Below are 14,600 nucleotides of genomic sequence, written 5' to 3'. Positions count from 1 at the left end.
GGCGACAATGGAAGACGTGACAGCCACCTTGAGCAAGCCCAGCCTGAAGATCGGCCCCTACGAGGTCGATCCCCCGGTCGTGCTCGCTCCCATGGCGGGCATCACCAACGTCGCGTTCCGGCAGCTGTGCCAGGAGTACGGCGCCGGCATCTACGTCTGCGAAATGATCACCGCCCGCGCGGTGGTCGAACGGCATCCCGGCACGATGCACATGATGACCTTCGGCGAGAACGAAAAGCCCAGGTCCATGCAGCTGTACGGGGTCGACCCCAAGACCATGGCCGAGGCCGTCCGCATCATCACCGGCGAGGGGCTGGCCGACCACATCGACAGCAACTTCGGCTGCCCGGTCGCGAAGGTGACGCGTAAGGGTGGCGGCGCGGCGTTGCCGTTCAAGCGCAAGCTGTTCGCCGACATCGTGCGCGAGTCGGCGAAGGCCGCGGCCGAGGCGGGCGTGCCGTTCACGGTCAAGTTCCGGGTGGGTATCGACGACGACCACCTGACCTATCTCGACGCCGGGCGTATCGCCGAGGCCGAGGGCGCGGCGGCGGTCAGCCTGCACGCGCGCACGGCCGCGCAGCGCTACTCCGGCCAGGCCGACTGGACCAAGATCGCCGCGCTCAAGGAGGCCGTCACGAGTATCCCGGTGCTCGGCAACGGCGACATCTTCACCGCCGAGGACGCGTTGCGCATGGTCGACGAGACCGGCTGTGACGGCGTCGTGGTCGGGCGCGGTTGCCTGGGCAGGCCGTGGCTGTTCGGCGAGCTGGAAGCCGCCTTCGCCGGGCGCCCGCAGCCCACGCCGCCGAATCTCGGCGAGGTCGCGAAAGTCCTGCGCCGTCACACCGAACTGCTCGTCGAGCACGACGGTCACGACAAGGCGATGCGCGACATCCGCAAACACATGGCCTGGTACTTCATGGGTTTCCCGGTCGGCTCCGAACTGCGCCGCGGTTTCGCGATGCTGTCCAGTTTGGACCAGCTCGACGACCTCATCGCCAAACTCGACCACGACGCCCCGTTCCCCAGCGCCGCCACCGGACCGCGTGGACGGCAGGGGTCACCGGGCAAGGTCACGCTGCCGCACGGCTGGCTTGACGACCCGGACGACGACTGCGTCCCCGAAGCCGAGGACATGCACTCCGGCGGCTGAAACGAAAAACGCTCCCGCCGGGCTGTCCGGCGGGAGCGTCTCGTTCACGACTCAGGTGCCCCTGGTCTTGTAGGCGAACTTCCACTGGCCGTGGTCGACCTCGAAACACCGCATGGTGATCGTGTAGTACCGGGCCATGTTGCTCTGCTCGATCTGACAACTGCTCAGACTCGAAAACGGTCCGAGCTGGCAACCCGGATTACCGTCACAGACACCGAGCGCCGACACCGGTGCCTCCTGCGCCACCGCGACATTCACCGCGGTGGCACCGATTCCGCCCGCGAGCGCGACGGAAGCGGCGCCGACGGCGAGCCGGCGCCTCCAACTGTTCGACATGTGTTACCCCAGTTTCCCCAGTGCGACCGAAGATCGGCCGCGGCGCTCATTAGACGATCAAGTGACACTCGTCGTCAATCCCTTCCGCTCGCCCGGACCGAAGGCCCGTAAAGTCGGCGTCGTGATCGAGCAGCTGACCATCCCCACCGACGCCGGTTCCTTCGACGCCATCGCGGCAGGCCCCGAAGACGGCCGACCCGTCCTGTTGCTGCACGGGTTTCCCGAGGCCGCGGTGGAATGGGAGCACCAGGTCGCGACGCTCGGCGTACTCGGATATCGCGCGGTGGCACCGGATCAGCGTGGTTATTCGCCGGACGTCCGGCCGGAACAGGCGTCCGAGTACAACATCGACTATCTCGTCGGAGACGTGATAGCGATCGCGGATCGCTTGGGGTGGAAGGAATTCGACCTCGTCGGGCATGATTGGGGCGGCGCGGTCGCGTGGTGGACGGCCGACGCGCGGCCCGGCAGGCTCCGCAGTCTCGCCGTCATTTCGACGCCGCATCCGGCGGCGCTGGCGGAAGCCATGAAGACCGACGAGGACCAGCATCTCCGTTCGGGGTACATGACCGAATGGCGGCAGACCCGCGTCACCGAACGCCGGATGCTCGAGAACAACGCCGACGCGCTGCGCCGCATGTTCGACTGGAAACTGCCGCCGAGCAAGGTCGACGAGTACGTCCGGCGACTGTCCGAACCGGGCGCGCTGACCGCCGCGCTCAACTGGTACCGCGCCGGCCGTCCCGGCGGCAAGATCGGGCCGATCGAGGTACCGACCCTCTACATTTGGAGCACCGAAGACGCCGCCTTCGGTTCGACGGCCGCGCTCGACACCGCGAACCGCGTCACCGGCCCGTACCGCTTCGAGATGATCGAGGACGCCTCACACTGGGTGGTGGAAGAGGCGCCGGAGGCCGTCACTTCTTTGCTCGTGGAGCACCTTTCGTCCCACTAACAGGGGTAACTCAGGTCGCGGTACCGGTTACAGCGAGCCGAGTGGTTCAGTGGGCCCGGTGAACAACACGACCGAAGTGGACACCGAACGCATCGTCTATGTGACCGAGGACGGCGAACCGACCGGCGAGACCGCGCCCAAGCTGTCCGCCCACCACGAGGACACCCGGCTGCACCTGGCGTTCTCCTGCTACCTGTTGCGCCGCGGCGACCAGGCTCTGCTGATCACCAGCCGCGCCGCGTCGAAGAAGGTGTGGCCGCGCGTCTGGACCAACAGTGTCTGCGGGCATCCCGCACCGGGTGAGCCGATCGAGGAGGCCGTCCGGCGCCGAGCCGCCTTCGAGCTGGGACTGCCCCGATTGGACGGGCTCCGTTGCGTCCTCCCGAAGTACCGCTACCGGACGCCACCGTTCGAGGGAGTGGTCGAGAACGAGTTCTGCCCGGTCTTCGTCGCCTGGGTCGACGGCGACCCGGAGCCGCATCCGGACGAGGTCGGCGACTGGCGTTGGCTGAGCTGGAATGATTACGCACTGTTGCTGAATGACGATGTGACTGACGTGAGTTACTGGGCGAAGGATCAGTTTTCGCAGCTCAAAGACGTCGAGCCGTTTTCGTCCTTACGGAACGGTACTTCGGTGCGTGACAATGGTGCCGAACCGTCGTCCACTTGAGCGATATTCGCTTTGGCCCGTACCGATACCTCAAGAGATCCCTCCTGTACGACGAAAATCAATTCGTGGCGGAGGTGAGCGTGGTAGCCGACGACGAGGCCGCGCTCCCCCCGGGCGCGCCGGGTACCGATCTGCTCAGCATCCACGAGTCGATCGCCGGAGTGCTCGCCACCCAGGGTGACTGGCGGCGCGCCTACCACCATCTCAAATCCGCTTTCGACCTCGCCCGCGCCGGCAGCCTGCGCGACACCCTGACGTCCAGCTACAACCGGCGCTACCTCGACCAATGGCTGCACGGACCGGCCGTCGAGCACCGCGGCCCGCCCGGGATGGCGATCGCCTTGGTCGACCTCGACCTGTTCAAAGAGGTCAACGACACCTTCGGGCATCTGGTCGGGGACCGGGTCCTGCGTGAAGTGGCCGACCTGCTGCAGCAAGGACTTCCGCCGGAGGCGTTCTGCGCGCGCTACGGCGGCGAGGAGTTCGCGCTCGTCCTGCCGGCCGTCGACGCCGCCCGCGCGGTGCGCATCGCCGACACCGCCCGCATCCGGGTCGCCCGCCATCCGTGGGCGCGAATCCAGCCCGGCCTCTCGGTGACGATCAGCGTGGGACTCGCGCACGAAAACGGTGCGGAACCGCGCCGCGCGAGGGAAACGGCGGAACCGGAACGGCAGTTGCGCCGCGCCGACGCTTTGTTGTATATGGCGAAACGAGCCGGTCGTAACAAAGTGGCATATCACGATAACGAATCGTCACGGACGATTCCCCGTTCGATGAACTCGGCGGAGTCCGCGGGCGCCTAGCCACCCACTCGGTCAATGTCACACTCTGCGTAACGGTCTCGGCGCTTTTAACGATGCTTTAACCAGGACCGCTCACCCGATCGCATGGACCGTTCAGCGCTTCTCGGTACCTTGTGTACAGAAAATTCCGGGATGGTTGTCGTCACGAACCTGAGGTGTCCGTACGATAACGAAAGAGCTTCGACGCCCGTTGTGAAAGGAGACCGAGTGCCCGACGAGCACCACACCCCGGGGACCGGTCGCCACAGCACCATCGACAGCAGCGCCGGTGAACGCGGGCAGCGCGGCCGACGCCGCTCGATGGAGACCCACGGCGGGATCAGCGTCTCCGACGTCGTCGCACGTCATACGGGTGAACGCCCGGTCTTCGAACCCGAAGCCGAAGCACCGTCTCCGCGCCGTCTCCGGCAGGCCGAACCGACGCCGGAACCTCCGAGACCCGGTTCGCACGCCGCGCGGGTGGAGCCACCCGCACCCCGCCGCCCTCGGCCTGCCACACCGGTCGAAAACCCGGCGGCCGCGCCCCGTGCGGCCCGCCCCGACGCGCCGCAGGCCCAGGTGCCGAACCCGCATCCCACCGAGACGCCGCGTCCGCCTCGCGCACGCCAGCCGCGCCGCACGCCGCAGGCCGCGCCGAGCCCCGAAGCGCCGACGCAGCGCCGTCCGCCGGTGGTGAACCCGGGCGCGCAGCAGCAGCCCGCGGTGCCGTCGCCGCCCCGCCGTCCCCGCCGCCCGGCGCCGCGGCCGACCCAGCACGCACCGGTCCCACCGCCGCCCGTCCCACAGTCGATTTCCGGCGACGTCCCGGCGCGGTCCGAAATGGACCGGCTCACGATGACCGACGAGCTCGAGGCGATCGACGACGCGACGATCGTCAAGCGCAAGATCGACCACACGCTCGCCCGGTTTTCCGCCGCGCACGACGAACTCGAAGCCGAAGAGGCCAAGAAACGCGAACGGCGTGAACGGCTCGCTTCCCGCCCGGCGGCGCTGCTGGAGCAGACTCGCACGGCACTGCAGCGGGTGGTCACCACCACCGACAGCGACCCTGCCGAAACCGAGCAGGCGCCGCAGACGCGCCTGCAGGAGAAGAAGGAACGCAAGACCAAGCAGAGTGCCAAGGCCGGCCGGATCGCGGCGGCCGTGGTCGCCGCGCTCGTGTTCCTCTCCATCGGCACCGCCTGGGGCGCGCAGACCTGGTTCGACGCGAAGTTCAACACCGTCGCCTCGCTCGACGAGGACTCGGCCGACATCCAGGACGCCGCCGGGCAGAACGGCGACGAGAACTTCCTGATGGTCGGCTCCGACACCCGCGACGGCGCGGCCGCCGAGGACGGTGTCGGCGATGCGAACGGCACTCCTGGTGCCCGTTCGGACACGGTCATGATCGCGCACATCCCGGCCGACCGGCAGCGCGTCGTGATGGTGTCCTTCCCGCGCGACCTCGAGATCAACCGCCCCGAATGCAAGCGCTGGGACCCGGTGACGTCGTCGTACTCGGACCAGACCTCGCCGGCGCAGAAGATCGCGAAGCTGAACACCGCCTACGCGGTCGGCGGCCCGCAGTGCGTCACGAAGGTCATCCAGCAGATCACCGGCATGAAGATCAACCACTTCGTCGGCATCGACTTCAACGGCTTCAAGTCCATGGTCGACGCCGTACAGGGCGTCACCGTGTACAACGAGAAGCCGATCGACGACACGACGCTCGGCATGGTCATCCCGCAGGCGGGCGAGGTCCGGATCTCGGGCGACCAGGCGCTGAACTACGTGCGGGCGCGGCACGTCAAGGGTGACCCGACGTCGGACTACGGCCGGATCAAGCGGCAGCAGGCCTTCCTCGGCGCGCTGCTGAAGACCGTGATGTCCAAGGAAGTGATCCTGGACACCGGCAAGCTGAGCGGCTTCATCGACGCGTTCGCCAAGGCCACCTTCGGCGAGAACCTCGGCATCAAGCAGATGATGACGCTGGCCAAGTCGATGCGCGGACTGGACTCGGGCAAGGTCAAGTTCCTCACCGTGCCCACCACCGAAGAGGCGAACAACCGCGGCAACGAGGTGTTGTTGCAGGGCAAGACGAAAGCCCTCTTCGAAGCGCTGATCAACAACACGCCTCTGGAAGAGAAGTCCCCCGAACCGCCGGCGAGCAGTACGGCGTCCGCTCCGACGAGTTCCGCCAAGTCCGGCGGCGCCAAGAAGAGCAGCAGCTCAGGCTGAAGATCCGCCGAGGGATCATTCGTTAGTCCGGGTTCACGTCAGGTTCACTCTGCGATGCGGCTTTTGGCCCTTGTTCCCCGTAGGGTTGGGCCATGCGTGAGGCTTACCATGTCGAACTCGAACAGCTCGCCGAGAACCTAGCGGGCATGTCGCTCCAGGTCGCCGACGCGATGGAGCGTGCGACCCGGGCATTGCTCGAGGTCGATCTCGGACTCGCCGAGCAGGTGATCAGCGACGACGCGAAGGTCGACGACGCGCGCGCTGAATGCGAGGAGCAGGCGTACGCGCTGCTGGCCCTGCAGGCACCCGTCGCGACCGACCTGCGGACCGTCCTCGCCGCGATCCACGCGGCGGAAAGCCTGGAGCGGATGGGCGATCTGGCACTGCACGTGGCCAAGGCCGCGCGCCGCCGTCACCCCGACCCCGTGCTGCCCGAGGCCGTGCGGGCCGACTTCGCCAAGATGGGCGAGGTGGCCGTCAAGCTGGCCAGGCAGGCCGAGCAGGTCATCAAGTCCAAGGACGTCGAGGCCGCCCGCACGATCGAGTCGGACGACGACGAGGTCGACGAGATCCACAAGCACCTGTTCACGGTCATCATGGACCGGAACTGGGACCACGGCGTCGCCGCGGCCGTGGACGTCACCCTGCTGGGCCGCTTCTACGAGCGCTTCGCCGACCACGCCGTCTCGGTCGCGCGCCGGATGATCTTCGTGGTGACCGGCAAGATGCCCGGCTACGGCCCCGACGAGCTCTGACACCTGAGTACATGAAGGCCCCCTTCCTTGCGCCTAGCGCAAGGAAGGGGGCCTTCATGTACTTCCGGCAGACAAAAGCGTGCCAGTACCGCGTGAGGCGGGTTGGTCGTGAGTGGCGATTCGGGTTCTAACCCGAATCGCCACTCACGACCACCTTGACCGAAGCCCCGCCTACCCGGCTCAGCCGAACCGGCCTGAGATGTAGTCCTCGGTCGCCTTCTCGTCCGGGTTCGAGAAGATCTTCTCGGTGTCGTTCAGCTCCACCAGGCGACCCGGCTGGCCGACGCCCGCCAGGTTGAAGAACGCGGTCTGGTCCGAGACGCGCGCCGCCTGCTGCATGTTGTGCGTCACGATGACGATCGTGTACTCCTTCTTGAGCTCACCGATCAGGTCCTCGATGGCGAGCGTCGAGATCGGGTCCAGCGCGGAGCACGGTTCGTCCATCAGCAGCACGTCGGGCCGTACGGCGATCGCCCGCGCGATGCAGAGCCGCTGCTGCTGACCACCGGAGAGGCCGCCGCCAGGCCGGTTCAGCCGGTCCTTCACCTCGTTCCACAGGTTCGCGCCGCGCAGCGCGCGCTCGGCGACCTCGTCGAGTTCCTTCCTGCCCTTGGCGCCACCGAGGCGGAGGCCCGCCACGACGTTGTCCCGGATGGACATCGTCGGGAACGGGTTCGGCCGCTGGAAGACCATGCCGATCGTGCGGCGGACCTGCACCGGGTCGACCCCGGAGCCGTAGATGTCCTCGCCGTCGAGCAGTACTTCACCCTCGACGCGGGCGCCGGGGATGACCTCGTGCATGCGGTTCAGCGTGCGAAGCACCGTCGACTTGCCGCAACCGGAAGGGCCGATGAAGGCGGTGACGTTCCGCGGCGGCACCGAGAGGGTGACGCCGTCCACGGCGTGGAACTTGCCGTAGTAGATGTCCACGTCCTTGACGTCGATTCGTTTGGCCATCTCAAACAGCTCACTTCTTCTTCGGGGCGACAAGACGGGCAAAGAGCATGGCGAGGAGGTTCACGATCGCGATGATCAGCACCAGGGTGAGCGCGGCACCCCAGATCCGGTCGAACGCGACGGTGCCCTCGTCGAACGGGTTGCTCACCCGTTCGTTGTTCATCAGAAGCGGCAGTGCGGCCTGCTCGCCACCGAAGATGTCCCAGTTCACGTAGGCGGAGTAGCCGACGAGGACCAGCAGCGGCGCGGTCTCGCCCATGACCCGGGCGAGCGCCATCATGACGCCGCCGACGATGCCGGACAGCGCGGTCGGCAGGACGATCTTCATGATCGTCTTCCACTTCGGCACGCCGAGCGCGTAGGAGGCCTCGCGCAGATCGTCCGGGACGATCCGCAGCATCTCCTCCGAAGAGCGCACGACCACCGGGATCATCAGCAGCACCAGGGCCAGCGACACGGCGAAACCGCTGCGCGGCAGGCCGAGGGTCGTGATCCACAGCGCGTAGATGAACAGCGCCGCGACGATCGAGGGGACACCGGAAAGGATGTCCACCATGAACGTCGTGGTCTTCGCGAGCTTGCCTCGGCCGTACTCGACCAGGTAGATCGCGACCAGCATGCCGATCGGGACCGCGATGATCGCGCACACCAGGCCTTGCAGCACCGAGCCGATGACCGCGTGCAGCACGCCGCCGCCGACCTCGTCCGACAGCACCGAGCCGAAGTCCTCGGTCCACCAGTTGCTGTACGGGATCCGCTTGACGCCGTTGATGACCACGGTGGCGAGCAGCCACACCAGCGGCACGACGGCGATCAGGAACGACAGCCAGATCAGGACCGTCGCGATCCCGTTCTTGGTCTTCCTCGCCAGGCTGACCTGCTGGAAGGCGGGGGTGGTGGCGGGGGTCTTCTCGAGCGTGGTGGACATGCTCAGTCCCCCTTCTTGGCGAGGATGGATCGCGCGAGGAAGTTGACGGCGAACGTCAGCACGAACAGCACCAGGCCCGCCGCGATGTACGCGCCCGCAGAGATCTCGTTGTTGAGCTCCGCGTAGTCGGCCGCGATCTTCGAGGCGAACGTGGCGCCGCCGTCGAAGACGCTCCAGGTGAAATCGCGGCCCACGATGCCGGTCAGGATGATCGCGAGTGCGATCGTCTCGCCGAGCGCGCGGCCGAGGCCGAGCATCGAAGCGCCGATGTAACCCGCCTTGCCGAACGGCAGCACCGTGGTGCGGATGACCTCCCAGCGGGTGGCGCCCAGCGCCAGCGCGCCTTCGATCTGCGGGGTCGGAGTCCGCTCGAACACCTCACGGGACAGCGAGGTGATGATCGGCAGGATCATCACGGCGAGCACGATGCCCGCGGTGAAGATCGTGCCGCGCATGTCCGGCGAGACGTTGCCCGCCGCGAAGATCGGGATCCACGAGAAAGTGTCGTTGACCCACCGGGAGAAGGGCTCGATCGTCGGCGCGAAGACCATCAGGCCCCACAGGCCGTAGATGATCGAAGGGACCGCGGCGAGCAAGTCGATCACGTAGCCGAAGGGGCGCGCCAGCCGCTTCGGCGCGTACTGGGTGAGGAACAGGGCGATCCCGAGCGAGATCGGCATCGCGATGATCAGTGCCAGCAGCGAGGAGTACACCGTGACCAGCAGCAGGCCCATGATGCCGAACCGCATGTCGTTCGGTTCGGTCTGCCAGACCTGGCTGGTCAGGAAGCTCACGTTGTCGGCTTGCAGCGCCGGGATGGCCTGCACCAGCAGGAAGAGCCCGATCAGGCCGATCAAGGCGACGACGAAGACGCCGGCTCCAGTGGTCAAAATCTGGAAGATGCGGTCACCGGGCCGCACCGTCCGGGCATTGGGGCTCGCGAGTTGCACCGAGGACTTCTCGGGCGGTGACGCGGCAGGTTGCTCCGAAATCGGGTCCTCCGTGAAGGTCTCGCGGACACCAGAACGCCCACCGGGGTCGCCGGTGGGCGTTCTGGCCGAAGATGAATCGCTCATCGACTACTTCTGTCCAGCCTGTCTTTACTAGTCAACCTGGGGGTTGGCAACAGGGTCAGGCGATGGCCTTGACAGCGGTCAGGACCTTGTCCTGCAGGCTCTGCGGGATCGGCACGTAACCCTTGTCCGACAGCGGCTTCTGGCCATCGGTGGCGGCGACGGTCAGGAAGGCCTTGACGGCCTTGGCGACCTCGGGGTCGGCGTACTTGGAGCAGACGATCTCGTAGGTGGCGAGGATGACCGGGTAGGCGCCGGCGACGTTGCTGGAGTAGATCGAGTCCAGGTCCAGCGCGAGGTCGTTGGTGCCCTCCTTCTTGAACTTCGCCGCGTCGAGGGACTTGGCGACGTTCGCCGCGGTCAGCTCGACACCGCCGGAGCCGCTGTCGATCAGGGCGGTGCTGAGGCCGTCCTTCGCGAAGGCGGACTCGACGTAGGTGATGGCGCCGTCGGTGGCCTTGACCGCGCTGGCCACACCGTTGGACTTCTCGGCACCGTTACCGACGCCACCGTTGAACTTCTTGCCGTCGCCCTGGGTCCAAGCGCCCTTCGACGCGACCTTCAGGTACTTCTGGAAGTTGTCGGTGGTGCCCGACTCGTCGGTGCGGGAGATGACCTGGATCGGCTTGTCCGGCAGGTTGACGCTCTCGTTGCCCTTGACCGCCTTGATGGCGGGGTCGTTCCACTTGGTGATGCCGCCGTTGAAGATCTTGGCGGTGACCTCGGGGGTCAGGGTCAGCTTGTCGACGCCCGAGACCTTGTAGGCGACCGCGACCGGGCCGATGACGAGCGGCAGGTTCCACGCGTCGCTGGCGCAGCGGGTCTTCGCCTTCTCGGCCTCGTCGCCGTCCTTGAGCGGCGAGTCGGAACCCGCGAAGTCCACCTGGTTGCCGTTGAACTGCTTGACGCCGGCTCCCGAACCGCTCGGGTTGTAGTTCACCTTCTGGCCGGAGCACTTGGCGGCGTAAGCCTGCACGAAGATGTCGATCGCGGTCTTCTGCGCGGACGACCCTTCGGCCGAAAGCGGGCTCTTGCCGCCGCACTGGACGTCGGCCGAGCCGCTGGGCGCGGCCGCGGCTCCCGTGTTCTCGGGCTTCGTCGCCGCCGGGTCGGATCCACAGGCGCCGAGCACGAGGGCGGCGCTAGCCACGATGCCGATCGCGCCCGCGGGCCGCATGATCTTCACTGCATTTCCTCCACTGGGAGAATTTCGCCGGATCGGTGGAACGGGAACGTTCCTGCCGGACCCGGACATTAGGCACTCACAGTGGACAGGTGACCGTCAAAGGGTGAACGAAAGGTGAACAAGGCGCCCGATGTGAGCAGCGTGACTACTCCGAAAGTGGCCCGTGTCCCGCGCGTGACCTGCGCGTTTGCTCTCCGTGACCGGTCAAGGACCAGACGTGTGAACCCAATTACCGAGCGTATTGGACGTCGACCTCGTACCGAGTGAAGCCGAGCTTCGAATAAACGGCGAGCGCGGGGGCGTTGTCGCCCTCGACGTACAAGATCACCTGGCCGAGGCCGCGATCGCGGAGATAGCGCAATCCGGCGAGCGTGAGCGCCTTGCCGAGGCCGCCGCCCTGCGCGTCCGGATCGATGCCGACGACGTAGACCTCGCCGACGGGCTCGCCGCCGAATCGGCCCGGAACCGCCTCGTGGACCTTCGTCCAGTGAAAGCCGATGACCTCACCGTTCTCTTCTGCGAGGAAGAAGCCTCCCGCGTCGAACCAGGCCTCGGTCTCGGCGGCGCGGACCTCGTCGGCGGTCAGCGCGCCCTGCTCGGGATGCCAGTCGAAGGCGCGCGCGTTGACGCGGACCATCGCCTCCTCGTCCTGGCCCGGGACGAACGTGCGCAGCGTGACCCCTTCGCGCGGCACGGGTTCCGGCCATTCGGCCGTCTCGACGTCGGCGTGCAGGATCAGCAGTTCCCTGGCCCGCTCGAAACCTTCGGTCCCGGCGAGGTGGACGGCCGCGGGGTGATCGCCGTGCGCCCAGACGCGCAACGGCTTCCCGCCGACCCGCTCGACGAGCGCCTTGACCAGTGCTCTGCCATGACCAGCGCGACGATGCTCGGGGTGCACGTACAGCTCGGCGACCTGGTTGCCGTGCGAGTCGCCTTCGGTGTTCAGGTGCGCGTACGCGACCAGCTCGCCGTCGAGACGCCCCAGCAGATGTTGCCCACCGGCGAAACCGGTGTCCTCCGGCTTGCCGTCGGCCTCGCGTACGGCGAGGAGGAAGCGGCGGACGTCTTCCGTTCCCGGTTCACCGGTCCACTGCAGATCGAGCATGAAACCGACCCTACCCGGGAACCCTCGCCCTGCCCGGACGTCTTGTCAGGGGAGGAGAGGAAGGGAATCAGTGCGAGGAAAGCTCGGTCGGTTCGTAGACGCTCGCGTCCGGGGCGATGGCCTGGTGCTTGGCCGCCGAACCCTTGGCGGGCCGCTCGAACTTGTAGCCGACGTTGCGCACGGTCCCGATCATCTGCTCGTGCTCCGGGCCCAGCTTCGCGCGCAGACGCCGCACGTGGACGTCCACTGTGCGCGTGCCGCCGAAGAAGTCGTAACCCCAGACCTCCTGCAGCAGCTGGGCGCGGGTGAACACCCGGCCGGCGTGCTGCGCGAGGTACTTGAGGAGTTCGAACTCCTTGTAGGTGAGCTCGAGAGTGCGCTTGCGGAGCTTCGCGGTGTACGTCGCTTCGTCGATGACCAGCTCGCCGACGCGCAGCTCGGCGTCGACCTGGGCGGCACCGCCGTCGCGGGTGGTGACCAGCCGCAGCCGGGCGTCGACCTCGGCGGGACCGGCCGTCGGGAGCAGGATGTCGTCGGTACGCCATTCCGCGCTGACCGCGACCAGACCGCCTTCGCCGACGACGGCGATGATCGGCGTGGAGGCCTCGTCCTCCCCGGCGCCCTTGAGGAGGCGACAGAGGCTCTTCGCGGAGGCGAGATCACTGCGGGCGTCGAGCACGATGACGTCCCGGTGGCCGGCGTCGAGCAGTGCGGTCACCTCGGGCGGACGGACGCGTACGGTGTGGGGCAGCAGATCCAGGGCGGGCAGAACCGTGGTGGCATCTGCTTCCGCAGTCAGTACCAGAAGGTCCAGGCTCATCGCCGCACCGCCTTTACTCGTAGTCGCCTCGAACGTGGCTACAGCCGGTGCTTAGTGAGAATAGCGGGTGAACAGCCGGACACCTACCCCGTGCTGGATCGATCACACCTGCACAAAGAACAACCCGAAGGAGATTCGACGCGATGGTGAGCAGGCCCGTGGCGCGTGACGACCGACCGTCTCCCGGCCGGTCAGCCAAGCGAGGAAAGCGCCGTGGCCGGGGCTGGCTCATCGCCCTCGCGGTACTGGTGGTCCTGCTGGTCGGAGCCGATTTCGGGGCGGCGGCGTTCGCCGAGCACACGATCTCCCAGAAGGCCCGCGAACAGCTGGGGGTGACCAACGATCCGGCGGTCACGGTGCACGGTTTCCCGTTCCTTACCCAGGCCCTCGCCGGTGACTACAGTCACATCACCATCAACGCGCAGGGCGTCCCCGTCCCGCCGAAGTTGAGTGACGTGGACTTCAACGCCGACCTGAGCGACGTCACGGCGCCGCTTTCGGACCTGATCTCCGGCAACACCAAGTCGATCGTCGTCGGCACGCTCAAGGGCGAGGTGACGATCAAGGCCGCGGACATCGCGCGGCAGTCGCCGCTGAACAAGATCGAGAACCTGAAGATCGAGCCGGTCACCGAGGACTACGTCCGCAACGGCGACAGCGGGCAGGGCGAGACCAAGCCCACCACGACCACGAACGAGAACGGCGAGCCGGTGGACACCGCCAGCGCCGGGATCAGGGTGTCGGGCAACGTGCAGATCGGCGGGAACAACACCGAGATCTTCTGCTTCGCGATGATCGAACTGGACGGGCAGAATATCCGTCTCGAGCCGAAGCGGCTGCAGTTCGGGAATGACAAGGAGACCACCGTCGTTCCTCAAGCGGTGCAGGAATTGCTGCTGCCGAACTTCAACGCGACCATCGACACCGGCGCACTGCCGTTCTCGGTGACCCCGACGGCGGTACGCGTGAACAGCGGCTCGGTGACCATCAAGGGCGAGGGCAAGAACGTCGCCTTCAGCGGAGCGAAGCCGCAGGGTTGATGTGAAGCAGGGTTGATTTGACGCAGGAGTGATCGAATGACCGGGGTATGGGTGCTGCTGGGCGTGCTCGTGCTCGGCGGCGTCGTCGGCGCACTGCTGCAGGCGCGCAACGGCCGCATCAGGGCCGCGAAGACTTCGGCCGCGTCCACACTGCCGGAGCGCGTGTCGGCTGCACTCGCGCCCGAAGGCGTCACCCTGGTCCAGATCTCGACGACGTTCTGCGCGCCGTGCCGCCACACCCGAGCGATCCTGTCGGCCCTCGCGGACAAGACCGACGGGCTGACCCACGTCGATCTAGACGTCACCGAGACCCCGGAAGTCGCCAAGGCGCTTTCGGTATTACGGACTCCGACGACGCTGGCCTTGACGCCGGACGGCACGGAGGTCTTCCGCGTCGGCGGCGTTCCCCGAGGTCAGGAGCTTCTCGAAGTCCTGAAGCCCCACCTGGCGAGCGCCTGATCCCGAATTTTGGGAAGCGTCCCAAGGTGTGAACACGGTTCCCAACCTGAGGGAGCTCTGCGTACCCTCGTGCCCGTGAACAGGCTGCCCCGAACCTTGCTGACCCAGCGCCGCGCAGTGGATCTGTGCCGCGTTCGCAGCAG

At 67.0% G+C, this 14,600-nt stretch carries 15 protein-coding genes; 8 read left to right on the top strand and 7 right to left on the bottom strand.

The window, feature by feature from the left end; genetic code table 11:
* Nucleotides 1–7 precede the first annotated feature (7 nt).
* A complete protein-coding gene (gene dusB / locus ACZ54P_RS03555) occupies nt 8–1,153 on the top strand; it encodes a tRNA dihydrouridine synthase DusB (protein ID WP_465459962.1) in 1,146 nt (381 codons plus the stop codon).
* A 51-nt stretch (nt 1,154–1,204) separates the two neighbouring features.
* Here dusB and ACZ54P_RS03550 read toward each other — a convergent pair whose 3' ends face one another.
* Nucleotides 1,205–1,489: a hypothetical protein gene (locus ACZ54P_RS03550; RefSeq protein ID WP_465459961.1), complete on the bottom strand. Its 285-nt coding sequence runs from the start codon at nt 1,487–1,489 to the stop codon at nt 1,205–1,207.
* A gap of 121 nt (nt 1,490–1,610) precedes the next feature.
* Between ACZ54P_RS03550 and ACZ54P_RS03545 the strand changes: the two genes are divergently transcribed.
* The 5 genes from ACZ54P_RS03545 to phoU all read left to right on the top strand — a co-directional run bounded on the left by ACZ54P_RS03545 (nt 1,611) and on the right by phoU (nt 6,889).
* Nucleotides 1,611–2,444 carry an alpha/beta fold hydrolase gene (locus ACZ54P_RS03545; RefSeq protein WP_465459960.1) on the top strand — a complete coding sequence of 278 codons (834 nt, stop codon included), beginning with the start codon at nt 1,611–1,613 and terminating at the stop codon, nt 2,442–2,444.
* 58 nt (nt 2,445–2,502) lie between these two features.
* Nucleotides 2,503–3,114, top strand: coding sequence for an isopentenyl-diphosphate Delta-isomerase (gene idi, locus ACZ54P_RS03540; RefSeq protein WP_465459959.1), 612 nt, complete (start codon nt 2,503–2,505; stop codon nt 3,112–3,114).
* A gap of 65 nt (nt 3,115–3,179) precedes the next feature.
* On the top strand, nt 3,180–3,917 hold the full coding sequence (locus ACZ54P_RS03535; protein WP_465459958.1) for a GGDEF domain-containing protein: 738 nt from the start codon (nt 3,180–3,182) through the stop codon (nt 3,915–3,917).
* Nucleotides 3,918–4,736: 819 nt separating this feature from the next.
* Nucleotides 4,737–6,134, top strand: a complete 1,398-nt coding sequence (locus ACZ54P_RS03530) for an LCP family protein (protein ID WP_465460232.1) — start codon at nt 4,737–4,739, stop codon at nt 6,132–6,134.
* A 92-nt stretch (nt 6,135–6,226) separates the two neighbouring features.
* Entirely contained in the window at nt 6,227–6,889 is a 663-nt protein-coding gene (phoU, locus tag ACZ54P_RS03525) for a phosphate signaling complex protein PhoU (protein WP_465459957.1), read from the top strand.
* A gap of 180 nt (nt 6,890–7,069) precedes the next feature.
* Here phoU and pstB read toward each other — a convergent pair whose 3' ends face one another.
* From pstB to ACZ54P_RS03495, 6 genes are all read right to left on the bottom strand, one after another.
* A complete protein-coding gene (gene pstB, locus ACZ54P_RS03520) occupies nt 7,070–7,846 on the bottom strand; it encodes a phosphate ABC transporter ATP-binding protein PstB (RefSeq protein ID WP_465459956.1) in 777 nt (258 codons plus the stop codon).
* A gap of 10 nt (nt 7,847–7,856) precedes the next feature.
* On the bottom strand, nt 7,857–8,774 hold the full coding sequence (gene pstA / locus ACZ54P_RS03515) for a phosphate ABC transporter permease PstA (RefSeq protein ID WP_465459955.1): 918 nt from the start codon (nt 8,772–8,774) through the stop codon (nt 7,857–7,859).
* A 2-nt stretch (nt 8,775–8,776) separates the two neighbouring features.
* Nucleotides 8,777–9,694, bottom strand: coding sequence for a phosphate ABC transporter permease subunit PstC (gene pstC, locus ACZ54P_RS03510; protein ID WP_465460231.1), 918 nt, complete (start codon nt 9,692–9,694; stop codon nt 8,777–8,779).
* 211 nt (nt 9,695–9,905) lie between these two features.
* The gene (pstS, locus tag ACZ54P_RS03505) at nt 9,906–11,033 is read right to left on the bottom strand and encodes a phosphate ABC transporter substrate-binding protein PstS (RefSeq protein ID WP_465459954.1); all 1,128 of its coding nucleotides are present in this window, start codon (nt 11,031–11,033) and stop codon (nt 9,906–9,908) included.
* A 229-nt stretch (nt 11,034–11,262) separates the two neighbouring features.
* The gene (gene mshD / locus ACZ54P_RS03500; RefSeq protein WP_465459953.1) at nt 11,263–12,138 is read right to left on the bottom strand and encodes a mycothiol synthase; all 876 of its coding nucleotides are present in this window, start codon (nt 12,136–12,138) and stop codon (nt 11,263–11,265) included.
* A 67-nt stretch (nt 12,139–12,205) separates the two neighbouring features.
* Nucleotides 12,206–12,958 (bottom strand): winged helix-turn-helix transcriptional regulator, encoded by a 753-nt coding sequence (locus ACZ54P_RS03495; RefSeq protein WP_465459952.1) that lies wholly within the window; start codon nt 12,956–12,958, stop codon nt 12,206–12,208.
* A 143-nt stretch (nt 12,959–13,101) separates the two neighbouring features.
* Between ACZ54P_RS03495 and ACZ54P_RS03490 the strand changes: the two genes are divergently transcribed.
* Nucleotides 13,102–13,998: an LmeA family phospholipid-binding protein gene (locus tag ACZ54P_RS03490; protein ID WP_465459951.1), complete on the top strand. Its 897-nt coding sequence runs from the start codon at nt 13,102–13,104 to the stop codon at nt 13,996–13,998.
* A 36-nt stretch (nt 13,999–14,034) separates the two neighbouring features.
* Entirely contained in the window at nt 14,035–14,457 is a 423-nt protein-coding gene (locus ACZ54P_RS03485; protein WP_465459950.1) for a TlpA family protein disulfide reductase, read from the top strand.
* Nucleotides 14,458–14,600 lie beyond the last annotated feature (143 nt).

The organism is Amycolatopsis sp. NPDC034160 (genome assembly GCF_055575355.1).
Note: the sequence above shows the minus strand (reverse complement) of the source record. Positions and strands in the feature narration are given on the sequence as shown.

What these genes read in the sequence shown, in the direction of transcription:
- dusB (WP_465459962.1), top strand. Translation starts at nt 8, where the DNA reads ATGGAAGACGTGACAGCCACCTTGAGCAAGCCCAGCCTGAAGATCGGC.
- ACZ54P_RS03550 (WP_465459961.1), bottom strand. Translation starts at nt 1,489, where the DNA reads ATGTCGAACAGTTGGAGGCGCCGGCTCGCCGTCGGCGCCGCTTCCGTC.
- ACZ54P_RS03530 (WP_465460232.1), top strand. Translation starts at nt 4,737, where the DNA reads ATGGACCGGCTCACGATGACCGACGAGCTCGAGGCGATCGACGACGCG.
- phoU (WP_465459957.1), top strand. Translation starts at nt 6,227, where the DNA reads ATGCGTGAGGCTTACCATGTCGAACTCGAACAGCTCGCCGAGAACCTA.
- pstB (WP_465459956.1), bottom strand. Translation starts at nt 7,846, where the DNA reads ATGGCCAAACGAATCGACGTCAAGGACGTGGACATCTACTACGGCAAG.
- pstA (WP_465459955.1), bottom strand. Translation starts at nt 8,774, where the DNA reads ATGTCCACCACGCTCGAGAAGACCCCCGCCACCACCCCCGCCTTCCAG.
- mshD (WP_465459953.1), bottom strand. Translation starts at nt 12,138, where the DNA reads ATGCTCGATCTGCAGTGGACCGGTGAACCGGGAACGGAAGACGTCCGC.
- ACZ54P_RS03495 (WP_465459952.1), bottom strand. Translation starts at nt 12,958, where the DNA reads ATGAGCCTGGACCTTCTGGTACTGACTGCGGAAGCAGATGCCACCACG.
- ACZ54P_RS03490 (WP_465459951.1), top strand. Translation starts at nt 13,102, where the DNA reads ATGGTGAGCAGGCCCGTGGCGCGTGACGACCGACCGTCTCCCGGCCGG.
- ACZ54P_RS03485 (WP_465459950.1), top strand. Translation starts at nt 14,035, where the DNA reads ATGACCGGGGTATGGGTGCTGCTGGGCGTGCTCGTGCTCGGCGGCGTC.